Origin of the sequence: Plantimonas leprariae (assembly GCF_008802405.1) — a bacterium.
GTDB lineage: Bacteria > Pseudomonadota > Alphaproteobacteria > Rhizobiales > Rhizobiaceae > Plantimonas > Plantimonas leprariae.
Genome location: NZ_VZDO01000001.1, coordinates 383,830 through 406,086 on the forward strand (window position 1 = coordinate 383,830; position 22,257 = coordinate 406,086).

Annotated in this window: 21 protein-coding genes and 1 pseudogene; all 22 read right to left on the reverse strand. The window is 69.5% G+C overall.

All coding sequences use genetic code 11. From position 1 onward, the window contains the following. Window positions 1-77: 77 nt before the first annotated feature. A complete protein-coding gene (gene pnp, locus F6X38_RS01785) occupies window positions 78-2,219 on the reverse strand; it encodes a polyribonucleotide nucleotidyltransferase (RefSeq protein ID WP_150967810.1) in 2,142 nt (713 codons plus the stop codon). Window positions 2,220-2,558: 339 nt separating this feature from the next. Beyond that, complete coding sequence (gene rpsO, locus F6X38_RS01790) at window positions 2,559-2,828, reverse strand: 30S ribosomal protein S15 (protein WP_150967811.1); 270 nt, start codon at window positions 2,826-2,828, stop codon at window positions 2,559-2,561. Between the two features lie 196 nt (window positions 2,829-3,024). Then, window positions 3,025-3,318, reverse strand: coding sequence for an SWIB/MDM2 domain-containing protein (locus tag F6X38_RS01795; protein WP_150967812.1), 294 nt, complete (start codon window positions 3,316-3,318; stop codon window positions 3,025-3,027). Window positions 3,319-3,447: 129 nt separating this feature from the next. After that, complete coding sequence (gene truB, locus F6X38_RS01800; RefSeq protein ID WP_150967813.1) at window positions 3,448-4,434, reverse strand: tRNA pseudouridine(55) synthase TruB; 987 nt, start codon at window positions 4,432-4,434, stop codon at window positions 3,448-3,450. Beyond that, complete coding sequence (locus tag F6X38_RS01805; RefSeq protein ID WP_150967814.1) at window positions 4,434-4,895, reverse strand: hypothetical protein; 462 nt, start codon at window positions 4,893-4,895, stop codon at window positions 4,434-4,436. The genes truB and F6X38_RS01805 overlap by 1 nt, the downstream gene beginning before the upstream one ends. After that, window positions 4,895-5,311: a 30S ribosome-binding factor RbfA gene (gene rbfA / locus F6X38_RS01810; protein ID WP_150967815.1), complete on the reverse strand. Its 417-nt coding sequence runs from the start codon at window positions 5,309-5,311 to the stop codon at window positions 4,895-4,897. Before rbfA ends, F6X38_RS01805 begins: the two co-directional genes overlap by 1 nt. A 124-nt stretch (window positions 5,312-5,435) precedes the next feature. Next, a complete protein-coding gene (infB, locus tag F6X38_RS01815; RefSeq protein ID WP_425482812.1) occupies window positions 5,436-7,907 on the reverse strand; it encodes a translation initiation factor IF-2 in 2,472 nt (823 codons plus the stop codon). A 597-nt stretch (window positions 7,908-8,504) separates the two neighbouring features. Beyond that, window positions 8,505-8,657 (reverse strand): annotated as a pseudogene (locus F6X38_RS24250) (translation initiation factor IF-2 associated domain-containing protein); the annotation flags it as partial. Between the two features lie 87 nt (window positions 8,658-8,744). Further along, complete coding sequence (locus F6X38_RS01820; protein WP_150967817.1) at window positions 8,745-9,398, reverse strand: RNA-binding protein; 654 nt, start codon at window positions 9,396-9,398, stop codon at window positions 8,745-8,747. Between the two features lie 25 nt (window positions 9,399-9,423). Next, window positions 9,424-11,016 carry a transcription termination factor NusA gene (gene nusA / locus F6X38_RS01825; RefSeq protein ID WP_150967818.1) on the reverse strand — a complete coding sequence of 531 codons (1,593 nt, stop codon included), beginning with the start codon at window positions 11,014-11,016 and terminating at the stop codon, window positions 9,424-9,426. Between the two features lie 28 nt (window positions 11,017-11,044). Next, window positions 11,045-11,668, reverse strand: coding sequence for a ribosome maturation factor RimP (gene rimP, locus F6X38_RS01830; protein WP_150967819.1), 624 nt, complete (start codon window positions 11,666-11,668; stop codon window positions 11,045-11,047). A 147-nt stretch (window positions 11,669-11,815) separates the two neighbouring features. Further along, window positions 11,816-12,283 carry a GNAT family N-acetyltransferase gene (locus F6X38_RS01835; RefSeq protein ID WP_150967820.1) on the reverse strand — a complete coding sequence of 156 codons (468 nt, stop codon included), beginning with the start codon at window positions 12,281-12,283 and terminating at the stop codon, window positions 11,816-11,818. A 64-nt stretch (window positions 12,284-12,347) separates the two neighbouring features. Next, entirely contained in the window at window positions 12,348-13,067 is a 720-nt protein-coding gene (gene trmB / locus F6X38_RS01840; RefSeq protein ID WP_150967821.1) for a tRNA (guanine(46)-N(7))-methyltransferase TrmB, read from the reverse strand. A 28-nt stretch (window positions 13,068-13,095) separates the two neighbouring features. Next, a complete protein-coding gene (metK, locus tag F6X38_RS01845; protein ID WP_150967822.1) occupies window positions 13,096-14,310 on the reverse strand; it encodes a methionine adenosyltransferase in 1,215 nt (404 codons plus the stop codon). Between the two features lie 133 nt (window positions 14,311-14,443). Next, window positions 14,444-14,869: a helix-turn-helix domain-containing protein gene (locus F6X38_RS01850; RefSeq protein ID WP_150967823.1), complete on the reverse strand. Its 426-nt coding sequence runs from the start codon at window positions 14,867-14,869 to the stop codon at window positions 14,444-14,446. Between the two features lie 111 nt (window positions 14,870-14,980). Further along, the gene (gene lnt, locus F6X38_RS01855) at window positions 14,981-16,582 is read right to left on the reverse strand and encodes an apolipoprotein N-acyltransferase (protein WP_425482813.1); all 1,602 of its coding nucleotides are present in this window, start codon (window positions 16,580-16,582) and stop codon (window positions 14,981-14,983) included. 102 nt (window positions 16,583-16,684) lie between these two features. Continuing rightward, on the reverse strand, window positions 16,685-17,731 hold the full coding sequence (locus F6X38_RS01860) for a hemolysin family protein (RefSeq protein WP_150967825.1): 1,047 nt from the start codon (window positions 17,729-17,731) through the stop codon (window positions 16,685-16,687). Next, on the reverse strand, window positions 17,728-18,267 hold the full coding sequence (gene ybeY, locus F6X38_RS01865; RefSeq protein WP_246191134.1) for an rRNA maturation RNase YbeY: 540 nt from the start codon (window positions 18,265-18,267) through the stop codon (window positions 17,728-17,730). The genes F6X38_RS01860 and ybeY overlap by 4 nt, the downstream gene beginning before the upstream one ends. Next, window positions 18,264-19,319, reverse strand: coding sequence for a PhoH family protein (locus F6X38_RS01870; protein WP_150967826.1), 1,056 nt, complete (start codon window positions 19,317-19,319; stop codon window positions 18,264-18,266). The genes ybeY and F6X38_RS01870 overlap by 4 nt, the downstream gene beginning before the upstream one ends. Window positions 19,320-19,321: 2 nt before the next feature. Further along, window positions 19,322-20,719: a tRNA (N6-isopentenyl adenosine(37)-C2)-methylthiotransferase MiaB gene (gene miaB, locus F6X38_RS01875; RefSeq protein WP_246191158.1), complete on the reverse strand. Its 1,398-nt coding sequence runs from the start codon at window positions 20,717-20,719 to the stop codon at window positions 19,322-19,324. A gap of 44 nt (window positions 20,720-20,763) precedes the next feature. Further along, window positions 20,764-21,666, reverse strand: a complete 903-nt coding sequence (gene olsA / locus F6X38_RS01880; protein ID WP_425482809.1) for a lyso-ornithine lipid O-acyltransferase — start codon at window positions 21,664-21,666, stop codon at window positions 20,764-20,766. Window positions 21,667-21,683: 17 nt separating this feature from the next. After that, window positions 21,684-22,211, reverse strand: a complete 528-nt coding sequence (locus F6X38_RS01885) for a GNAT family N-acetyltransferase (RefSeq protein WP_150967828.1) — start codon at window positions 22,209-22,211, stop codon at window positions 21,684-21,686. Between the last annotated feature and the right edge of the window lie 46 nt (window positions 22,212-22,257).

The following is a 22,257-nucleotide window of genomic DNA, read 5'->3' on the forward strand; positions in this document are numbered from 1 at the left end:
AGGCACTTCGACCGGCTCAGACGAAAAGGCCCGGCGGTTTCCCGCCGGGCCTCGCTTGTTTCACGTGAGCGGCCGGATCAGGCGGCGTCGTCTTCCGAGCGTTTCGGCTCCTTGATCTCCTCGCCGGTCGCCTGGTCGACGACGCGCATCGACAGGCGCACCTTGCCGCGCTCGTCGAAGCCCATCAGCTTGACCCAGACCTTGTCGCCTTCCTTGACGACGTCCGTCGTCTTGGCGACGCGGCCCGCGCCGAGCTGCGAGATGTGAACGAGGCCGTCGCGCGAGCCGAAGAAGTTGACGAAGGCACCGAACTCGACAGTCTTCACCACCGTGCCCTCGTAGACCGCGCCGACTTCCGGCTCGGCGACGATCGAGTGGATCCACTTCTTCGCCGCCTCGATCTCCTTGCCGGATGCCGAGGCGATCTTGATCGTGCCGTCGTCCTCGATGTTGATCTTGGCACCGGTCTTCTCGACGATCTCGCGGATCACCTTGCCGCCCGAGCCGATCACGTCGCGGATCTTCTCGGTCGGAATCTGCATCACCTCGATGCGCGGGGCGAACTCGCCGAGCTGGCCGCGCGACTCGCTGAGCGCCTTCGCCATCTCGCCGAGGATGTGGATGCGCCCGCCCTTGGCCTGGTCGAGGGCGATCCGCATGATCTCCTCGGTGATGCCCTGGATCTTGATGTCCATCTGCAGCGAGGTGATGCCGCTCTCGGTGCCGGCCACCTTGAAGTCCATGTCGCCGAGATGGTCCTCGTCGCCGAGGATGTCGGAGAGCACCGCGAAGCGCTCCTCCTCCTTGATCAGGCCCATGGCGATGCCCGCGACCGGCCGCGCCAGCGGCACGCCGGCATCCATCAGCGCCAGCGAGGTGCCGCAGACGGTCGCCATGGAAGACGAGCCGTTCGACTCCGTGACCTCGGAGACGGCGCGGATCGTGTAGGGGAAGGCTTCCTTCGCCGGCAGCATCGGCCGGATGGCGCGCCAGGCGAGCTTGCCGTGGCCGATCTCGCGGCGGCCGGGCGAGCCCATGCGGCCGGTCTCGCCGACCGAGTAGGGCGGGAAGTTGTAGTGAAGGAGGAAGCGCTCCTTGTAGGTGCCGGTCAGCGAATCGACGAACTGCTCGTCCTCGCCGGTGCCGAGCGTCGCCACCACCAGCGCCTGCGTCTCGCCGCGCGTGAACAGCGCCGAGCCGTGGGCGCGCGGCAGGACGCCGGCTTCCGAGACGATCTGGCGGACGGTGGAAAGGTCGCGGCCGTCGATGCGGCTCTTGGTATCGAGGATGTTCCAGCGAACGACCTTCGCCTGCAGCTCCTTGAAGACCGCGCCGACCTGTTCCTTCGTATAGGTCGTGGCTTCCGCACCCTCGGGCAGGAAGTGGGCCGTCACCTTCGCCTTCACCGCGTCGACGGCGGCGTAGCGCGCCTGCTTCTCGGTGTTCTTGTAGGCCTCGCGCAACTCGCCCTCGACGAGGCCGAGCATCTCCTTCTCCAGCGCCGAGTGATCGGCCGGCTGGAAGTCGCGCGGCTCCTTGGCGGCGACCTCGGCGAGCTTGATGATCGCGTCGATCACCGGCTGGAAGCTCTTGTGCCCGAAGGTCACGGCGCCGAGCATGGTCGCCTCGTCGAGTTCCTGCGCTTCCGACTCCACCATCATCACGGCTTCGCCGGTGCCCGCGACCACGAGGTCGAGCTTGGATTCCGGCATCTCGTCGACATGCGGGTTCAGCTTGTACTCGCCGCCGACATACCCGACGCGCGCCGCGCCGATCGGGCCCATGAAGGGCACGCCCGACAAGGTCAGCGCGGCGGAAGCCGCGACCATCGCGAGCACGTCCGGATCGTTCTCGAGGTCATGCTGGAGGACGGTGACCACCACCTGCGTGTCGTTCTTGTAGCCTTCGGCGAAGAGCGGGCGGATCGGCCGGTCGATGAGGCGGGAGACCAGCGTCTCCTTCTCGGACGGACGGCCTTCCCGCTTGAAGTAGCCGCCGGGGATCTTGCCGGCCGCGAAGGCCTTTTCCTGGTAGTTGACGGTCAGCGGGAAGAAGTCGAAGCCCGGCTTCGGCTTCTTCTCGGAAACGACGGTCGCGAGCACAGCGGTCTCGCCGTAGGTGGCGAGCACCGCGCCATCGGCCTGACGGGCGATCTTGCCGGTTTCCAGCGTGAGGCGGCGGCCGCCCCAATCGATTTCGACCTTATGGGTCTTGAACATTGATGTCTGCCTTCGAATAGCGGCGTCGCGGTCCTTGCACGGACCCGTTCGCGCCGGTTGCTTCTCGTTGCGGGAAGCCATGGGCAAGACGGCGGGGGGCTTCGGGGGGCCGCTCCGGCCCTTTCGCATTCGGACCTGGACCGCGAGGTCGTAAGGTCTTCCGCCGGGAAGCCTCCGGCAATCCTGCCCCATGACCGTTCCGCCGTTCGGAATGTCGGCCGGCCCGCATCGCGACGGAGCGCGAGGAAGGGCCGGGGCATTGCGGGCGAGGCCGCGCGGCCCCGCTCCATATGCGATCGGCGGATCGGAACACCCGAGCCGCCGACGCGGTGGTTCAGTTCAGCGGCGCAGGCCGAGCTTGCCGATGAGATCGGCGTAGCGGGCCTCGTCGCGGCTCTTCAGATAGTCGAGCAGCCGGCGGCGCGTCGACACCATCTTCAGGAGCCCGCGGCGCGAGTGGTTGTCCTTCTTGTGGCCCTTGAAGTGCTCGGTCAGGTTGTTGATGCGCTCCGACAGGAGCGCGACCTGCACTTCGGGCGAACCGGAATCGCCGTCCTTGGTGGCGAATTCCTTGATGAGCGCGGTCTTGCGCTCGGCCGTGATCGACATCGTGCTCCCTTTCTTCGGATCGAGGGTTCGGTCGCCCGAAGCCGGGATGTCGTCCAGCCTGGGCCGCGAAAACGCCGGATCTCGCGATAGGCGAGATCCGGCGAGGCCGCATATAACCGCTCGTCGAAGGAAACGCCAGTGCGGCCCGGCGACATCGTCGGCCGGGCCTTCGCGCCTGCCGGCGCGCGGCGATCCGTCAGCTCAGATGCTGCGAGATCAGTTTGTTCATCTCGAACATCGAGGCCGACTTCTTGCCGAAGATCGGCTCCAGCTTCGCGTCGGCGTTGATCTGCCGGCCGTCCTTCGGGTCCTGCAGCTTATGCTCCTTGATGTAGGTCCAGATGCGGCTGACCACCTCGCCGCGGGCCAGCGGCTCCTTGCCGACGATCGCGGCCAGCTTCTCGGAGGGCTGGACCGGCTTGTGGATGCCGTCGGTCCGGCCGGCCGCCTTCTTGGTGTCGGCGGGGACCTTCTCGGTTTTCTTCGCCATGCGATCGTCCTGTCTTCCCGGATTGATTCTCGACTGCAACGCGCGGCAGGCCTCTCGGTTCTGCCGCGGCAGGGACGCTCGCACGATTTGGTTAAGAGGGTGTCCGAGGCTCGCGGACCGCCTGCACGCTTATCCCTTGCCGCCGAACACGCGCTTCGGGCGGAACGAGCCTTCCTCGACGGAGCCGAGCGCCAGGAGGCGGCCGTGGCCGGTGGCATAGGCCTCCTCGCAGAAGGCGGGCGCGTCGCGGCCGCGCAGCAGCACCGGATTGCCGGCGAGCACCCGGCCCGCCTGCTCGTCGGTGAGGGACACCTCGTAGAGGTCGGCGAGCGCGGTTTCGGGTTCCAGCAGGTACTCGTCGAGCCCGGCGAAATCGACGACGCGCGGCCGCGCGCCGGCCTCGATCGCTTCCGGTTCCAGTTCCTCGCGCCCCTCGTCGGCGGCGGCCTCCAGCTCGGCGAGCGGCACCATGTCGTCCTCGCCGAACGCGCCGACCGCGAGGCGGCGAAGCTCGGTCACGTGCCCGAAGCAGCCGAGGTCGCGCCCGAGGTCGCGCGCGATGGCGCGCACATAGGTGCCCTTGCCGCAGTCGGCCTCGAAGACGGTGGTGCCTTCGTCGCGGTGCTCGGCGATCTCCAGCCGATGGACCACGACGGTGCGGGCGGCGATCGCGACGACCTCGCCCTCGCGCGCGAGATCGTAGGCGCGCTCGCCGTCGATCTTGATCGCCGAGAACTGCGGGGGGACCTGGGAGATTTCGCCGCGATAGTCCGCGAGCCGCGCCTCGACCGCCTCGCGGCTCGGGCGGATGTCGGAGGAGCGCACCACCGGCCCTTCCGTGTCGTCGGTGGTGGTCTCGGCGCCCCACCGGACGGTGAAGCGATAGGTCTTCTCGCCGTCCATGACGAAGGGCACGGTCTTCGTCGCGTCGCCGAGCGCGATCGGCAGCAGCCCGGAGGCCAGCGGGTCGAGCGTCCCGGCATGGCCGGCCTTCTGCGCGAAGAACAGCCACTTCATCTTCGACACGGCCTCGGTCGAGCCCATGCCCTTCGGCTTGTCGAGCACGATCCAGCCGGAGATCGCCCGGCCCTTCGGCTTCTTGCCCCGCCGCGCCATCAGTTCTTCACCTTCGATTTCCGGAACGTAGCCGCGGTCTTCGCGACGCTGCCGGCCGGCATCCGCTGGCTCGGCATCTTCTCGTGGCCGAGCGCATAGAGGCGTTTGGCGATCAGGTAGCCGGCGGCGATCGTCCCGCCGTTGGCGCCACTGTACCGCGGCCCCAGTTCCCGGACGATCAAAGGCTCCAGCACCGCGAGCGGAGCCTGCCCGGCCGCGACGGCATCGAGCAGCAGCGCCTCGTTCGACCTCGCATTCACGACGAGTTCGATCGTGCGCATTTCTGGATCGCCGTGCGCGATCTCCTTTCGCTTGCGAAACGGCAGGCCGGATCCGACGATGAGGTCGACCAGCCGGACGGCTTCCTCGTTCTCGATCTTCTTCATGCAGTTGCGGTACAGGTTTTCCCGCTGCTCGACCGACATCGTAGCGATCTTCTCGGCAGTGATCGGAACGAGCATCAGTTCCCGTCCTCGTCGGTGTCGTCGTCCAGATCGCGCGCCACTTCGGGGGAGCGCAGCAGGCGGTCGATCCGGGCGTAGTTGTCGAAGCTCTCGTCGGCGCGGAAGCGCACCTCCGGCATGTATTTCATTCCCCGGAGCATCGGCGAGAGACGGCCGCGCAGGTAGCGCGCGTGCCGGTTCAGCGCCGCGACGGCCGGCTCCATGTCGTCCTGCCCGAAGGCGGTGACATAGGCGGTCGCGAGCTTCAGGTCCGGCGACATCCGCACCTCGGACACCGAGATCACCGCCTTTTCCAGCAGCGGATCGTCGATCTCGTGCCGGCCGAGGATGGCGGAAAGGCCGTGCCGCACCTCCTCGCCGACGGACAACTGGCGCTGCGACGGGCCTTTGGTCTGGTTCTTGTGGCGAGCCATGGTTCGGAAGGTCCGGATTCACGAGCGAAGGCCCGGCCGAACGCACGGCGGACCTTCGCTCCCTGAAAAGACGAACCCGGCGCTCGGCCGGGTTCGGGGTCGACGCTCTGGAAGGTCTGGCCCTCTAGAGCGTCCGCGCCACGTGCTCGACGCGGAAGCACTCGATGACGTCGCCCTGGCGGATGTCCTCGTAGCGCTCGAAGGCCATGCCGCACTCCTGGCCGCCCGGCACCTCGGCCACCTCGTCCTTGAAGCGCTTCAGCGTCTTCAAGGTGCCCTCGTGAATCACGACGCCGTCGCGGATCAGGCGGACACCCGCACCGCGTTCGACCTTGCCTTCCGTCACGCGGCAACCGGCGACCTTGCCGACCTTGGTGATGTTGAAGACTTCCAGGATCGAGGCGTTGCCGATGAAGGTCTCGCGCCGCTCCGGCGACAGGAGCCCCGACATCGCCGCCTTCACGTCGTCCACGAGGTCGTAGATGATGTTGTAGTAGCGGATCTCGATGCCCTGGGCTTCGGCGGCCTGGCGCGCCTGCGCATTGGCGCGGACGTTGAAGCCGATGATCGCGGCGTCCACCGTCGCGGCGAGCTGCACGTCCGATTCGGTGATCGCGCCGGCGCCCGAATGGACGATCCGCGCCCGCACCTCGTCGGTGCCGAGCCGTTCCAGGGCCACCTGGATGGCCTCGACCGAACCCTGCACGTCGCCCTTGATGAGGAGCGGGAACTCCTTCAGGCCGCTCGACTGGAGCTGCGACATCATCTGTTCGAGCGAGCCGCGCTGGCCGGCGGCCTTCGCCACCTGCTTCTCGCGGGCCAGCCGCTGACGGTACTCGGAGATCTCGCGGGCACGCGCCTCATCGGCCACCACCGCGAAGCGGTCGCCGGCATTCGGCGTGCCGCTGAGTCCGAGCACCTCGACGGGCATCGAGGGCGGCGCCTGCTTGTGCTGCGTGCCGCGGTCGTCGACGAGGGCGCGCACGCGTCCCCACATGTCGCCGGCGACGACGATGTCGCCGGTCTTCAGCGTACCGGCCTGGACGAGCACGGTCGCGACCGGGCCGCGGCCGCGGTCGAGCTGCGCCTCGATCACGACGCCTTCGGCGGTGCGCGTCGGATCGGCCTTGAGGTCGAGCAGTTCGGCCTGGAGCTGGATCGCCTCGATCAGTTCGTCGAGACCGTCGCCGGTCTTGGCGGACACCTCGACATCGAGCACCTCGCCGCCCATTGATTCGACGAACACCTCGTACTGGAGAAGCTGCGAGCGCACCTTCGTCGGGTCGGCCGCCGGCCGGTCGATCTTGTTGATCGCGACGATGATCGGCACCCCCGCCGCCTTGGCGTGGCTGATCGATTCCACCGTCTGCGGCATCACCGAATCGTCCGCCGCCACCACGAGGATCGCGATGTCGGTCGCCTGCGCGCCGCGAGCGCGCATCGCCGTGAAGGCCTCGTGGCCGGGCGTGTCGATGAACGTGATCTTATGCCCGTCGCGTTCGATCTGGTAGGCGCCGATGTGCTGCGTGATGCCGCCCGCCTCGCCGCTGACGACGCTGGTCTTGCGGATGGCGTCGAGCAGCGAGGTCTTGCCGTGGTCGACATGGCCCATGATCGTCACGACCGGCGGGCGGGTCACCATCTTCTCGACGTCGTCGGCGACGTTGAAGATGCCTTCCTCGATGTCGGAGGCCGCGACGCGCTTCACCGTGTGGCCGAACTCGCCGGTGATGAGCTCGGCGAGATCCGCGTCGATCACGTCGCCGGGCTTCATCATCTGGCCCTGCGCCATCAGGTACTTGACGATCTCCACCGCCCGCTCCGACATGCGGTTGGCGAGCTCCTGGATGGTGATCGTCTCGGGGATGACCACTTCGCGGGCAATCTTCTCGCGCGGCTGGTTCATCTGCGCGCGCTTGAACTTCTCCTGCCGCCGCCGCATCGAGGAGAGCGAGCGGCCGCGCGCGCCGTCCTCGCTCGTCAGCGCCTTGTCGAGGGTCAGGCGGCCGCCGCGGCGGTCGTCGCCCGCGCCGCGCGTCGTGCGGGCCGGTTTCGGCGCGGTGTCGGTGCGGGGCGGACCACCCGGACGGGAAGTCGGCGCGCGGCGCGCTCCGCCGCCAGGGCCGCGCGAGCGCGCGCCCATCTCGTCGTCACCGCCGAAGCTCGGAGCGGCGGGCGCCGAGAAGCCGCCACCAGCGCCGCTGGCGAACCGGTTCGGATTGCCGCCGGCCGGCCGTGGGCCCCGGCTCTCACCGCCCGGGCGAGGCCCGCGAGCATCGCCACCGGCAGGCCGCGGCCCGCGATTCTCCGCGCCGTGGCGACCGTAGACCGGCGGGCGGCCGTCGCGCGACTCGCGCGGAGCGCGCTGTTCTTCCACCGGTCCCCGGCGGGCCGCCTCCTCTTCCGCCTTCTGGCGGGCGGCGGACTCGGTTTCCAGGCGAATCTGCTCTTCGAGCTGACGGAGCTCGGACTCCTCGCGCTCGCGGCGACGGCGCTCGTCGTCGGCGACGCGGCGCGCTTCCTCCTCGCGGAACAGCCGCTTGTCTTCGGCCTCGCGCTGGCGGGCGAGTTCGAGGGCGCGGCGGCGCGCGTCCATCTCGCGGGACGACAGGTCGCTCAGCACCGCGCCGCGCGGCTGGCGGGCACCGGGCGCGCCGGCGGGACGCGGCGCTCCGCTGCCCGGCCGGTTGTCGCGGCCGGCGGGCGCGCCGGGACGGGGCGCACCGGCAGATGGCGCGCCCGAGGCCGCCGGACGCGCCGCGGAGGTCATCGGTGCCGGACGCTGGGTCGCAGCGGAAGCGGGCTGGCTCGGAGCCGTGGAGACCGGACGAGGCGCGGGCGCCGGGGCGCGAGCAGGCTCGGCGGCCTGCGGCGCCGCAGGCGCGGCGGCGACAGCCGGGCGCGCTTCGGCAGGCGCGGGCTGAGCGGCGGGTGCCACGGCAGCGGGAGCCGGCGCGGGCTCGGCAGCGCGCGGCGCGGGCTGCTCGGCAACCGGGGCCGGCGTCGGCGCGGCGACCGGAGCCGGCGGGGCTGCCGCCGGACGGGGCGCTTCGGCGCGCGGGGCTTGGCTCGGCACCGGCGGGCGCGGCGGCAGGCTGGACGGCGGCAGTTGCGGCGCCGGCTTCGCCGCGGCGGGCGCGGTGGCGGCTGCGGCAGCTTCCGCCTTCGCTTCCTGGGGCGAAACGATCCGCCGCTTCTTGGTTTCCACCACGACGCTGTTGGTGCGTCCGTGCGAGAAGTTCTGGCGCACGGTGGATTGCTGCACGCCGCCGCCGGGACGGAGCGTCAGGGTCTTCTTCGTGGAAACGCTCAGCGTCTTGTCGTCGCCGGATTTCGTATCGCTCATCTATCTTCCGTTCGTCTCGGGCGGGATCGGTCCCGGCCCGTCATCCGTTTCAAGACCTCATCGAAGGTCCCTTTGTTCACAGTCGTTTCAGGTTCCCGGACTTGCCCGGCCCACGGTGCTTTCGCCCCGATAACCCGCCAGCGCTTCGAGGCGCTTCAGGAAGGCCGCGCCCGCTTCTCCGCCGAGGACGGCCGCATGTATCACATTGTTGCCCCCGAAGGCCAAACCCATTTGGTCCGATTGCCACAGGCGGAAGATGGGAATCTCCTCGCTGTCCTCCAATGCGGCCGCGGCGAAGCGTGCCGCATCGATCTTTCGCAACCCGTCCGCCGCGGCGTCGGCCGCGTGGATCACCGCGATCGCCGCGCCGGAGCGGACGGCCGCATCCACCTGCGATGCTCCTGTCACCACTTGGCCGGCCTTCCGCGCGATCCCGAGGAACCCGAGTGCGGCCCGGTCCAGCGCCGCGTCGACGACGTCCGCCAGATCGTCCGGGACCTTCGCCTCCCGTTTGAGGCCTTTCCCGAAAAGCCGGCGGCGCATCGCGAGTTCCACCGCCGCGCGCTTCGCTTCCACGTGCACGCCCCGGCCCGGCAGTCGGCGCCGGATGTCCGGCACCACGACGCCCGCCGGGTCGGCGACGAAGCGGATCAGCCGATCCGCCTCGAAGGTCTCGCGCGACACGGCGCACATGCGCGGGTTCATCCCGTCGTCCGCCACCTGTTCCGCGTCGCCCGCCATGCCCGTCCGTCTGTCCGCGGCCCGCTTATTCCGCCGCCTCTTCCGCGACGTCCTCTTCCGCCGCCGGCTCGTCTTCCGTGATCCAGCCGGCCTTCAGCCTCGCCTTCAGGATCATCGTCTCGGCCTCGGTCCGGCTGACGGGGAATTTCGAAAGCGCGCCCTCGAACTTCTTCACCTCGCCGTCCTTGCGTTCCGTCCAGCCGACGAGGTCGTCCGCCGCGCAGCCGGCGAAGTCTTCGACCGTCTTGATGCTTTCCTGCCCCAGCGCCACGAGGTGCTCGGTGGTGAGACCCTCGATCTCCTTCAGCTCGTCCTCGACGCCGAGTTCGCGGCGCTGCGCATCGAACTCCGCCTCGCGCCGATCGAGGAAGTCGCGGGCGCGCGCCTGAATCTCGGCCGCCGTGTCGTCGTCGAAGCCGTCGATCGCCGCGACCTCGTCGGCCTCGACATAGGCGACTTCCTCGACCGTCCGGAAACCTTCCGACGCCAGGAGCTGGCCGACCATCTCGTCGACGTTGAGCGCGTTCATGAACAGTTCGGACCGCTCGGCGAACTCCTTCTGCCGGCGCTGCGACTCTTCTTCCTCCGTCAGGATGTCGATGTCCCAGCCGGTGAGCTGCGAGGCGAGGCGGACGTTCTGGCCGCGCCGGCCGATCGCCAGAGAGAGCTGGTCGTCCGGCACCACGACCTCGATGCGCTCGGCATCCTCGTCGAGCACGACCTTCGCCACCTGCGCCGGCTGCAGCGCGTTGACGAGGAACGAGGCGGCGTCCGGCTGCCAGGGGATGATGTCGATCTTCTCGCCCTGCAGCTCCCCGACGACGGCCTGGACGCGGCTGCCGCGCATGCCGACGCAGGCGCCGACCGGATCGACGGAGGAATCGCGGCTGATCACCGCGATCTTGGCGCGCGAACCCGGATCGCGCGCTACCGCCTTGATCTCGATGATGCCGTCGTAGATTTCCGGGACCTCCATCGCGAAGAGCTTCGCCATGAACTGCGGATGGGTGCGCGACAGGAAGATCTGAGGCCCGCGCGGCTCGCGGCGCACGTCGTAGATGTAGGCGCGCACCCGGTCGCCGTAGCGGAACAGCTCGCGTGGGATCTGCTCGTCGCGCCGGATGACGCCCTCGCCCTTGCCGAGGTCGACGATGACGTTGCCGTACTCGACGCGCTTCACCGTGCCGTTGACGATCTCCGACACGCGGTCGTGGTATTCCTCGTACTGCTTGTCGCGCTCGGCCTCGCGCACCTTCTGGACGATCACCTGCTTGGCCGACTGCGCGGCGATGCGGCCGAAATCCATCGGCGGCAACTGCTCGGCGATGAAGTCGCCGGGCTCGGCGTCGGGATTCTTGTCGCGGGCGAGGTCGAGATAGATCTGCGTCGCCGGGTTCTCGACGTCCTCCACCACTTCGAGGAGCCGCTGCAGCTTCATCTCGCCGGTGCGGGTGTTGATGTCGACGCGGATGTTGGTTTCCTGGCCGTAGCGCGAGCGCGCCGCCTTCTGGATGGCGTCGGCCATCGCCTCGATCACGATCTCGCGGTCGATGGACTTCTCGCGCGCGACCGCGTCCGCGATCTGCAGAAGCTCGAGCCGGTTCGCACTGACTGCCATCTTGGGCTTCTCCCTTGGAAACTCCGGCTCAGCCGAAGGCCTCTTCGTCGTTGTCGTTGTCGGCCCCGCCTGCGAAGAGCCCGCGCCGCGCCTGCTTGTCGGCCTTCAGCGTCGCCTCGATCAGCTCGTCAGTGAGGACGAGGCGCGCGTCGCCGACCGCGTCGAACGGGATCTCGGCGCTGGCGTCCTCGTCCGGCGGCGGTTGATCGCGCTCGATGCGGATGCCCGAATCGGTCACGGCGGACACGCGGCCGCGCCAGCGCTTGCGCCCGCCCACCATGCGGTTCGCCTCAAGCTTCATCAGGTGGCCGCGCCAGGCCTCGAAGTCGCTGCGGCGGACCAGCGGCCGATCGATGCCGGGCGAGGAGACTTCCAGATGGTACTCGCGGTCGATCGGATCCTCGACGTCGAGCACCGGCGACAGCGCCCGACTGAGTTCCTCGCAATCGTCGACCGACATGGTGCCGTCCGGCCGCTCGGCCATGACCTGCAGCGTCATGCCGTTCTGCTGCGACAGCTTCACCCGGACAAGCCGGAAGCCCACCTGCTCCGCGACCGGCTCCACGATCGCCGCGATGCGGGCTTCCAGCCCCGTCTCGATGACGATGCGGGGTTCGCGCGCGGTTTCGTCGATGGTGGTCAGGTCGGTCAACCTCGACTCCGGTTTGCCTCTGGTAACGCCGTTGCGAGAGCAGGGTTTGCCGGACCCGGATAACAAAAAAGAGCGGGACCGGCGGGACCCACTCTCGACAACGCCGTAGAGATTTCACCGGCGATATAGGCCAAACGAAGCGGTCGATCAAGCGTCCTTCCGTCGGTGGATCAGCACGCTGAGGTCGTGCGGGCCGACGCCGCGTTCCTCGACGCGCCAGCCGCGGGTTTCATAAAAGGATTCGAGATGGCGGCGGCAGCAAAGATGGACGGTCTCGTGGCCGAGCTCGGCGGCGCCTGCCGCCGCAGCCCGCAACAGCGCCGTGGCGATGCCCCGGCCCCGCTTGCCCTCCTCGACCCAGAGCGCCGCGATCCAGGGCCGGCACTCGGGCCGCTCGTCCAAATCGGACTCGATCAGGAAGGCCGAGCCCGCATAGCCGTCCTGGTCATGCGCGACGAACGCGGCCGGGATCGGCCGGTCGTCGGCCATCTCGTCGACGTGACGCGTAAAATCGACGAGTGCGACCCCTGAATCCTGCCACCACGCGGTCCAGACGCGCTCGGCGATGAGCGGACCGTAGTGCCGGCAGTTGCGGTAGTCCGAAATCCGGAACAACGACGTCTCCCGATGCTTCTCGCGCCATCGCAAAGGCAGCGGTCGTAGGCAAGGGAGGCGACGCCTACGCCTCGTCCCGTCGCCGGAACGTCAGGTAGGCCGGCGTCCGCCCTTCGCGGATCGCCTTCGCCTCGTAGCGCGTCCCCGGCCAGCCCTCGAAGGGCCGTCGCCAGTCGTCGGCTCGCCGCGCCGTCCACTCGAAGCCGCCATGCGCGTGGATATGCTGCAGCGTCCAGTCGACATAGGTGTCGATGTCGGAGGCGAAACGGAACAGGCCGCCCGGCCGGATCGCCCGCGCCAGCCGGTCGAGGTTGCGCGGCGAGACGAAGCGCCGCTTCCAGTGCTTCCGCTTCGGCCAGGGATCCGGGTAGAACAGATCGACGCCCACCATCGCGCCCGCCGGCAACCAGTCGAGGAGCAGCGTCGCATCGTCCGCATGCAGCCTGAGGTTCGGGCGGGCCCGCTCGTCGAGGCTCGTCAGCATCTTGGCGAGACCGTTGCGGAAGGCTTCCGCGCCGATGAAGCCGACCTGCGGATGCCGATCGGCTTCCGCGAGGAGATGCTCGCCGCCGCCGAAACCGATCTCCAGCCGGACGGCCTCGACCGCCGTCTCGAACAGGCTGCGGAGGTCGCGCGGCGGCGGCATGCCGAGGTCGATGGCGAGGCCTGGCAGGAGGGTTTCGAAGAGGTCGGCCTGCCGTTCGGTGAGCGCCTTGCCCATGACGCGGCCGAAGAAGGCCTCGCGCCGGCGGCGCGGGCGTTCGTTTTCCTCGGCTGTGGTCATGCTGTTTCGAGTTCCTCGAAGGCTCGGCTCAGACGGCGCCGTTGATGGCGGCCTTGAGCTTCGGCGCGAGGTCGGTCTTTTCCCAGGGGAACGAGCCGTCGCGGCCGGCCTTCCTGCCGAAGTGGCCGTAGGCGGACGTCCGGGCGTAGATCGGCCGCGACAGGTCGAGATGCTCACGGATCGCGCGGGGCGTCAGTCGCATCGTCGAGCGGATCGCCTGTTCGACCTTGGCCTCGTCCACCGTGCCGGTGCCGTGGAGGTCGACATAGATCGACAAGGGCTCGGCGACGCCGATCGCGTAGGAAAGCTGGATCGTGCAGCGCTCGGCCAGCTTCGCCGCCACGATGTTCTTGGCGAGATAGCGTGCCGCATAGGCCGCCGACCGATCGACCTTGGTCGGGTCCTTGCCCGAGAACGCCCCGCCCCCGTGCGGCGCCGCCCCGCCATAGGTGTCGACGATGATCTTGCGTCCCGTCAGCCCCGCGTCGCCGTCCGGACCGCCGATCACGAACTTGCCGGTCGGGTTGACGTGCCAGACGCAATCCTCGGCGATCGGCAACCCGCTCAAGGCCTCACGCACGAAGGGCTCGACGATGCGCCGGACATCCTCGGAAGACAGCGTCTCGTCGAGATGCTGCGTCGAGAGCACGATCGACACCACCTCCGCCGGCCGGCCGTCGCGGTAGCGCACCGTCACCTGGCTTTTCGCGTCCGGCCCGAGCTTGCCCGCCTCGCCTTCGCCGCCCTTCCTCGCCGTCGCCAGGCGCTCCAGCACCTTGTGGGCGTAGTAGATCGGCGCCGGCATCAGGTCCGGCGTTTCGCGGCAGGCATAGCCGAACATGATGCCCTGGTCGCCCGCGCCCTCGTCCTTGTTGCCGCTGGCGTCGACGCCTTGCGCGATGTCGGCCGATTGCTTGTGCAGGAGGATGTCGATCTTGTTCTTCTTCCAGTGGAAGCCGTCCTGCTCGTAGCCGATCGCCTTGACCGCCTTCCGCGCCGCCGACTTCACCTTCGAGCGCATCTCCTTCTCCGACAAGGAGCAGCGCACCTCGCCCGCGATCACGATCCGGTTCGTCGTCGCCAGCGTCTCGCACGCCACCCGGACCTGCGACGCCGCCATCCCGCTCTTCTTCGCTTCCCGGTAGAACATGTCGACGATCTCGTCCGAGATCCGGTCGCACACCTTGTCCGGATGCCCTTCCGACACGCTCTCCGACGTGAACAAGTACTCAGCCAATGCCATCAACCGCCCCTTCGAAATTTCGGTGCCGAACCGGCTCAGCCAGCGGCATCGTCAGCCGATGACAAGCCACTCGATCACACGTCAAGCGAAACCGTTGTAACGGGATCGGGATAGCGGCTCGAACGCTGCCGCTTCAGTTCGACGTCGCCTCGTCTTCCGCGTCGGCAAGCGCGCGCACGAGGTCGATCAGCCGCCGCCGCACCTTCGGATCGGAAATCCGCACGAAGGCGCGGTTGAGTTGCAGACCTTCCGGGCTGGACAGGAAATCGACCACGTAGTTCGGGCCGGCGGATTCCCGGAAGCCCTCGCCGGTGCCCTCGACGTTCGGCGCGTCCTCGAAGAAGAAGGAGATCGGCACGTTCAGCACTTCGCAGATCTTCTGCAGCCGGCTCGCCCCGATGCGGTTCAGGCCCTTCTCGTATTTCTGGATCTGCTGGAAGGTGATGCCGAGCGCCTCGCCCAGGCGTTCCTGGCTCATGCCGAGCATCGTGCGGCGGAGACGCACCCGCGAGCCGACGTGCACGTCGACCGGGTTGGGCTTCTTCTTGTTGTCCGACATGAACCCCCGACTTTCCAGCAGCGGCATCGGCTGCATGCCGTCCGGCGTCCCGTCCCCCGACGTGCCGTTTCGTGATCGAGTTGCGTAGGCGTGCACGCGGGCGATTGTCAATCAATCAACACGCGCATCCCGCACCGCAGCAAAAATACCGATAGTTGCCGTACCGGCAAGCCCAATCCAGAACATGAAATTGCCCCATTTGGCGAAGGGCGTCACCGGCAGTGCCGCCGGAAGCGCGGCCTCGATCGTTCCGGCCGAGCCGAGCGCCAATCCGTCGAGCGGCCGGCCGTAGGGATCGGTCACGACCGATATGCCGGTGTTCGCCGCGCGGATCAGCGGCAGGCCGAGGGACACCGCCGTCAGCTCGGCCTGACGGAGATGCTGGTAGGGTCCGGGCGTCCTGCCGTACCAAGCGTCGTTGGTGACGTTGACGATCGCGGCCGGGCGCTCGCCGCGCGCCGCGATCTCGTCGCCGAAGATCGCCTCGTAGCAGATCAGCGGCAAAAGCGGGCCGAGCCCCGGCAGCGCGATGCTTTGCCGCGCCGCGCCGGCCGAGAACCCGCCCGGCAGTTCGGCGAGCTGGCGCAGCCCGAGAACGTTCTTGAGGAAGCCCTCGAACGGCACGTATTCGCCGAACGGCACGAGGTGGACCTTGTCTGCCGCGGCGACGATCTCGCCGTTCTCGTCGATCGCGTAGACGGAATTGTAGTAGCGCGGCTCGGCGCCGGGCGACGCGTCGAGCCGCACCGCGCCCGCGAGCAGCGTTTCGCCGGTGCCCAGGGCATCGGCGAGCCGGGCGACCGCGTCGGGCCGCTCGGTGAGGATGAAGGGAAAGGCGGATTCCGGCCAGATCACCAGCGTCCGGCCGGCGGGCGGCGGCGGGCCCGCATCGTTGCCCGCGTCCGGTCGCTTCGTGAGCTGCAGCAGGCGGTCGAAGATGCGCTCCGCCTCCGCCGCGTCCCACTTCTCGCCCTGGTCGATGTTCGGCTGGACGACGCGCAGCGAAACGCCCGGCACCGTCCCCGCCGGCCCCGTGCCGAGGCGATAGGCGCCGTAGCCGACATGCGCCACGAGAAGCACCAACGCGACGACGGCGAACGGGCGCCCCCCGACGGCGAGAAGCAGCACGGGCGCGGCGAAGACGAAGACGGCGAGAAGCGTCAGGCCGTGCAGGCCGATCAGTTCCAGCGACTGCATGAAGAGCGGTGAGGGCGCGGCGAGAACGCCGAGCTCGTTCCAGGGAAAGCCGGTGAACAGCCTGGCGCGCCCGTATTCGAAGAGCGCGAAGCTCGCGGCGAGCGCCAGGACGCGCCCGGCCCCGTCGCTCCAGACCGCGCGGGCCAAGGCCGCCGCGAGGCCGAAATAGACCGCGAGGACCGCGGGAAGCCCCAGGACGGCGAAGGGGATCGCCCAAAGGAAGGCGTCGCCTTCCACGGTCATCGCCGCGCCCAGCCACCAGAGGCCGCCGACGAAATAACCGAGACCGAAACACCAGCCGATCCGGAAGGCGGGCGCGAGCCGGCGCAGGAAGCCGCGATCTGGCGCGCCGGCCGCCCCGTCGACGAGCAGCACGAGAACGGGAAAGGACAGGAAGCCGACGGCCGGGAAGTTGAACGGCGGCAGCCCGAACGTCAGCAGAGCCCCCGCGACCACCGCCAGCAGTGCCCGCCGCCAGCCGCCGAGAAGCACGATGCGCGCCGCCAGCCTTTCGATCATCGACGCCCTTCCGGTCGCGGTTCCGCTGCTTGCCGTCATGGACCCGGGCTTTCCGACCCGGAGCTTGCCCGAAACCTGATCCGGAGCATGCCTGGCGTGCTAGTGGACGGCCTCGAGGCGCGGCCCCGACGTGCCGTCGCGCTTCGCGGCGGAGCGGCTGATGCGCACCCGGCGCAGGCGCCGGGGATCGGCTTCCAGTACTTCGAAGGCGAAGCCCGGCAGCGCCTCGACCGTCTCGCCGACCGGCGGCACGCGGCCGAGCTCGGAGAAGATCAGTCCGCCGATCGTATCGGCCTCCTCCTCGTGCGCGGAGATGTCGAAATCGGGACCGATCGCACGCCGGACGTCGGTGAGGTCGGCTCGCGCGTCGACCTCGAACACGCCCGCCTCCCGCTCGGCGATCAGGGCTTCCGCCTCGTCGTGCTCGTCCTCGATGTCGCCGACGACGCGCTCGATGATGTCCTCCAGCGAGACGAGCCCGTCGGTGCCGCCATATTCGTCGATCACGAGCGCCATCTGGGTGCGCGTCGCCTGCATGCGCGCCATCAGGTCGGAAGCGAGCATGGAGGGCGGCACGAACAGCACCTTCCGCAGGAGGCCGAGCTCCTCGACCGCCCCGCCGAGGCGGACCCGGCCGAAATCGAGCGGCCCGCCCTCACCCTCGTCGCTGCGTGCGCTCTTCACGACGTGGAGCAGCACGTCGCGGATGTGCACCATGCCGCGCGGATCGTCGAGCCCGTCGCCGTAGACCGGCATGCGGGAATGGCCGCAGCGCTCGAATTCCAGCATCAGCTCGCCGAGGCTGGCGGAAATCTGCACCCCGTCGATCGCGGCGCGCGGCACCATGACGTCCTCGACGCGCACCTCGCGCAGCTTCAGGATGTTGGTCAGCATCGCCCGCTCCTCGGCGGAGAAGGCGCCGTCGCCGGTGCCCTTCAGCAGCGCCTCGGCGATGTCCTCGCGCGAACTCGACGCCTTGGGGCGGAGGAAATGCGCGATGCCGGCGAGAAAGCCCGGCCAGTTGGATTCGGCAGCGGCGTCGGCCGCCGCGGGACTTCGGTCCTCCTCGCGCGAGCGCTCGGCCGGCGCCTCCTTCTCCTCGCGGGCGATCTCCGCCCGCGCTTCGTTGCGGCTTCTCTGATTCATGCCCGAACGGGCTCCTCGTGGTTTTCCATGTCTCGGTAGGGGTCGGCGATCCCGAGATCGCCGAGGATCAGGACTTCCAGCGCCTCCATCTCGTCCGCCGCCGCGTCGTCCTCGTGATCGTAGCCGAGACAATGCAGCGTGCCGTGCACGACGAGATGACGGAAATGGTCGGCGAGGCTCTTCGCCTCCGCCGCCGCCTCGCGCCGGCACGTCTCCAGCGCCAGGACGAGATCGCCGAGCAACGCGTCCGGTGCCTCGCCGGGGGTGAGGTCGCGAGCGGGGAAGGACAGGACGTTGGTCGGCTTGTCCTTGTTGCGCCACTCAGCGTTGAGGGTCCGCACCGCCGCGTCGCTCGCGAGGGTCAGGCCGAGTTCCGTCGGGGTTACGGCGAGGCGACGGCCGAGCGCGAGAAGCGCACCGCGCGCGAGTTCCTCGAAGTCCGGCAGCGCCTCGACCCACCGCTCGTCCTCGAGGGCGAGGTTCAGCTCGATCGCATCGCCGCCGGCGGCTTCGACGGCGAGCGCCGCGGCGCTCACGCCCGCTCTCCGGGGAGGCCCGGCACGCGGACCTTCGCGGCGTCGGCGTCGTAGGCCTCGACGATCGCCATGACGAGCGGATGGCGCACCACGTCCTTCGCCTCGAAGCGGACGGTGACGATGTTCGGCACGTCGCCGAGCACCCGCAGCGCCTCGACAAGGCCCGACTTCTGCCCGGGCGGCAGGTCGACCTGGGAAGGATCGCCCGTCACCACCATGCGGGCATTCTCGCCGAGGCGGGTCAGGAACATCTTCATCTGCATGGTGGTCGTGTTCTGCGCCTCGTCGAGGATGACGCAGCAGTTGGCCAGCGTCCGGCCGCGCATGAAGGCGAGCGGCGCGACCTCGATCGCGCCGGCGGCGAGCGAGCGCTCGACCTTGTCGGCCGGGATCATGTCGTAGAGCGCGTCGTAGAGCGGGCGGAGATACGGGTCGACCTTCTCCTTCAGGTCGCCCGGCAGGAAGCCGAGCCGCTCGCCGGCCTCGACGGCAGGGCGCGACAGGACGATGCGGTCGACCTGCCCGCGCTCCAGGAGTTGCGCGGCGTGGGCGACGGCGAGATAGGTCTTGCCGGTGCCGGCCGGCCCGATGCCGAACACCAGCTCCGCCCGCTCCAGCGCGCGCATATAGGCGTCCTGCGCCGGGTTGCGGGCATGGATGGTGCGCTTGCGGGTCGCGATCGTCGCCAGCGCCATGCGCCCCTTCTTCTCCAGCGTCGGCAGCACGAGCTGGTCGCCTTCCGCGATCGCCATGCGGATCGCGCCCTCGACGTCGGAAGCCTGGATGTCGGCCCCGGTCTGCAGCCGCTCGTAGAGCATGTCGAGGGCGCGCCGCCCCTGCTCGCAGGCGGTCTGCTCGCCACGCAGCTCGACGCGGTTGCCGCGCGCCCGCGCGTCGATGCGCAACCGCTGCTCGAGGAGGGCGAGATGCTGGTCGAACTGGCCGAACAGCGCGCCGACGAGACGGTTGTCCTCGTAGGTCAGGACGATGTGGGCCATGTCGGACGCCCCGGAACGGGGGGCCGCGGCGCCGGGAACCGCAGGACGCTCCATCCTCACGCGACCGTCTTCAAGGCTACGGCCTCCGGCTCGCCGCCGGCCGCGATCAGCGCGTTCGGCCCGGCGCGCGAGATCGAGACGCGGACGATGTCGCCGACCGCGCCGGCCGATTTCGCCAGGACCACCGGCTGGAGATAGGGCGAGCGCCCGACGCTCTGGTGCGGGTAGCGCCCGTCCTTTTCCACGAGAACGTCCATCTCAGTGCCGACGAGGCTGTCCATGAAGCCGCTCGCCTGCGCCCGGATCAGCGCCTGCAACCGGTCGAGGCGCTCGGTCTTCACCTCTTCCGGCACCTGTTCCCCGAGGTCGGCGGCGGGCGTGCCGGGACGCGGCGAATACTTGAACGAGAAGGCGGAGGCGTAGCCGACCTCGCTGACGACCCGCAGCGTATCGGCGAAGTCGGCCTCGGTCTCGCCGGGGAAGCCGACGATGAAGTCGCCGGACATGGCGATGCCGGGACGCGCCTGCCGGATGCGCTCCACGAGGCGGAGGTAGTCGTCGGCCTTGTGGCGGCGGTTCATCGCCTTCAGGATGCGGTCGGAACCCGACTGCACGGGGAGGTGCAGGTAGGGCATCAGCATGTCGAGGTCGCGGTGGGCGGCGATGAGGTCGTCGCCCATGTCGCGCGGATGCGAGGTCGTGTAGCGCAGCCGCCGGATGCCGGAAATTCCGGCGAGGCGGTGGAGCAGGCCGCCGAGGCCGAGGTGCCGGCCTTCCGCCTCGCCTTCCCAGGCGTTGACGTTCTGGCCGAGCAGCGTCAGCTCGACGACGCCCGCTTCCGCCAGTTCCCTCGCCTCGGCGAGGATCGCGTCCGGGGCGCGCGAGACTTCCGAGCCGCGCGTATAGGGCACGACGCAGAAGGTGCAGAACTTGTCGCAGCCCTCCTGCACGGTAAGGAAGGCGGCGACCCCGCGCCTGCGCGTCGCCTGTCGGTCGGCCTTCGGCAGATGGTCGAACTTGTTCTCGACCGCGTAGTCGGTATCGACGACGCGCTCGCCTCGTCCGACCCGTCGCAGCGCTTCCGGCAGGCGATGATAGGTCTGCGGCCCGATCACGAGGTCGACCACGGAGGCGCGCTCGATGATCTCGCGCCCTTCCGCCTGCGCGACGCAGCCGGCGACCGCGACGTTCAAGCCTTTGCCCTGGCGCGCACGCTCGGCCTTCAGGAGGCGGATGCGGCCGAGCTCGGAATAGATTTTCTCGGCGGCCTTCTCGCGGATGTGGCAGGTGTTGAGGAGGATGAGGTCGGCTTCCTCCTGCCGCTCGGTCGCGCGAAAACCCTCGCTCGCCAAGGCGTCGCCCATGCGCTGCGAGTCGTAGACGTTCATCTGGCAGCCGTAGGTCTTGATGAAGACCTTCTTCGGCTCCCTCGCGCCGGGAGCCCCATCCTGCATTCCGCCCCCGGCTGGCGCCGGGATGGTGCCTTCGTTTCGCAGCGTCATGCGCCTTTCTGGAAAGTCCCGTCCGCCGAGTGCGCAGTATCGGCCTCGGGGCCGCTCGACGCAAGCACCGTTTCTCTAGCCGGTTGTTCCGCCGCAGGCGCGAGGCGGAACCCGTGGCCGGCGAGGCTCGTCGCCAGAAGCTGCCGCACCTGCCGCTCGCAGGCTTTCGCGAGCGCCTTGCGGTCGTCGCCGGCGGCGAATCGCACCGGCCGGCCGAAGCGGAGCTCGGCGGTGAGCGAGCCTTCGGCGAGGAAGCGCGGCAGGTGGGGCACGAGCGGCACCGCGCCCGGCCAGGCGGCCAGCGGGCGGCCGAAGCGCCCGAGCGGCAGGCCGTTCGCCGCGAGCCAGGCGACGGAGACCGGCTGCACCGTCATCTCCGGCTCGCCCGAGCGCTTCAGCGCCCCTTCCACCGCGCCGAACAGGGCGGTGCGGAACGGCAGGACGCCGTTGCCGTCCGAGGTCGTGCCCTCGGCGAAGAGCACCATCGCGTCACCGGCCGCCAGCCGCTCGGCGATGGCGTCCGCCTGGGTACCGACCCCGCGGCGACGCTCGCGCGACACGAAGACGGTGCGCTGCAGGCGCGCCAGCAGGCCGAAGCCCGGCCAGGAGCGCACCTCTTCCTTCGCAATGAACGATAGCTCCATCGCCTGGCCGAGCACCACGATGTCGGCCCAGGACTGATGGTTCGCGACGATGAGCAGCGGTCGCGGCGCGGCCGGGGCTCCGACCGTCAGCACTCGGATGCCCGCGACGGGCGCGGCGATCCGGTGCCAGAGCTGCGGCAGGCGGCGCTGCAGCCGCCAGCCGCGCCGCATCGAGATCGCCTGCAGCGGCCAGAGCGCGAGCGTCATGCCGGCAAGCACGACGGCGACGAAGCCGACACGGAGCTTGGCGATCAAGCCGGGGGAGAGGGCCGTCAGCGGAGCGCCCGCTTCAGGATCAGCGCGCTGGTGCGCCGGCCGTTCGCGTCGGCGTAATAGGCCGGTCGCCGCCCGACCTCGGCGAAGCGCAGGCGCCGATAGAGCGCGAGGGCGGCGGCGTTCTCCTCGTCGACTTCGAGGAACAGGCTCGCCGTGCGGTCGGCGTGGAGGCGCTGGAGCACCTGGTCCATCAGCATCCGTCCGATCCCCTGCCCCCGCGCCCGTTTCGCGACGGCGATGGTGAGGATCTCCGCCTCGTCGGCGGCCGCACGCACGAGAACGACGCCGACCGGCGACAGCGTCGGCGCGCCGACGCGCTTCGCCAGGAAGCCGAAGGTGCCGGGGGTCGCGAGCAGCGCGGCGAACTCGTCGCCCGACCAGGGCCGGTCGAAGGCTTCCGAATGCAGTTCGGCGGCATAGTCGACGTCGCCGGGATCGAGCTCGGTCGCGACAGCCTGCGCGCCGCCGCCGACGAGATTGTCAAAGAACGACACGGTCCAGACCCAGGGCAGATACCAAAGCATCGGGTGGCCGCCCCCTTCCAGCGGTCGACGCGCCGGCCCCCTGCCG

Excerpts from the sequence above, each read along its gene's own strand:
- pnp (WP_150967810.1), bottom strand. The coding sequence starts at position 2,219 with ATGTTCAAGACCCATAAGGTCGAAATCGATTGGGGCGGCCGCCGCCTC.
- rpsO (WP_150967811.1), bottom strand. The coding sequence starts at position 2,828 with ATGTCGATCACGGCCGAGCGCAAGACCGCGCTCATCAAGGAATTCGCC.
- F6X38_RS01795 (WP_150967812.1), bottom strand. The coding sequence starts at position 3,318 with ATGGCGAAGAAAACCGAGAAGGTCCCCGCCGACACCAAGAAGGCGGCC.
- truB (WP_150967813.1), bottom strand. The coding sequence starts at position 4,434 with ATGGCGCGGCGGGGCAAGAAGCCGAAGGGCCGGGCGATCTCCGGCTGG.
- F6X38_RS01805 (WP_150967814.1), bottom strand. The coding sequence starts at position 4,895 with ATGCTCGTTCCGATCACTGCCGAGAAGATCGCTACGATGTCGGTCGAG.
- rbfA (WP_150967815.1), bottom strand. The coding sequence starts at position 5,311 with ATGGCTCGCCACAAGAACCAGACCAAAGGCCCGTCGCAGCGCCAGTTG.
- infB (WP_425482812.1), bottom strand. The coding sequence starts at position 7,907 with ATGGACGCGCGCCGCCGCGCCCTCGAACTCGCCCGCCAGCGCGAGGCC.
- F6X38_RS01820 (WP_150967817.1), bottom strand. The coding sequence starts at position 9,398 with ATGGCGGGCGACGCGGAACAGGTGGCGGACGACGGGATGAACCCGCGC.
- nusA (WP_150967818.1), bottom strand. The coding sequence starts at position 11,016 with ATGGCAGTCAGTGCGAACCGGCTCGAGCTTCTGCAGATCGCGGACGCG.
- trmB (WP_150967821.1), bottom strand. The coding sequence starts at position 13,067 with ATGACCACAGCCGAGGAAAACGAACGCCCGCGCCGCCGGCGCGAGGCC.
- metK (WP_150967822.1), bottom strand. The coding sequence starts at position 14,310 with ATGGCATTGGCTGAGTACTTGTTCACGTCGGAGAGCGTGTCGGAAGGG.
- F6X38_RS01850 (WP_150967823.1), bottom strand. The coding sequence starts at position 14,869 with ATGTCGGACAACAAGAAGAAGCCCAACCCGGTCGACGTGCACGTCGGC.
- F6X38_RS01860 (WP_150967825.1), bottom strand. The coding sequence starts at position 17,731 with ATGAATCAGAGAAGCCGCAACGAAGCGCGGGCGGAGATCGCCCGCGAG.
- F6X38_RS01870 (WP_150967826.1), bottom strand. The coding sequence starts at position 19,319 with ATGGAGCGTCCTGCGGTTCCCGGCGCCGCGGCCCCCCGTTCCGGGGCG.
- miaB (WP_246191158.1), bottom strand. The coding sequence starts at position 20,719 with ATGCAGGATGGGGCTCCCGGCGCGAGGGAGCCGAAGAAGGTCTTCATC.
- F6X38_RS01885 (WP_150967828.1), bottom strand. The coding sequence starts at position 22,211 with ATGCTTTGGTATCTGCCCTGGGTCTGGACCGTGTCGTTCTTTGACAAT.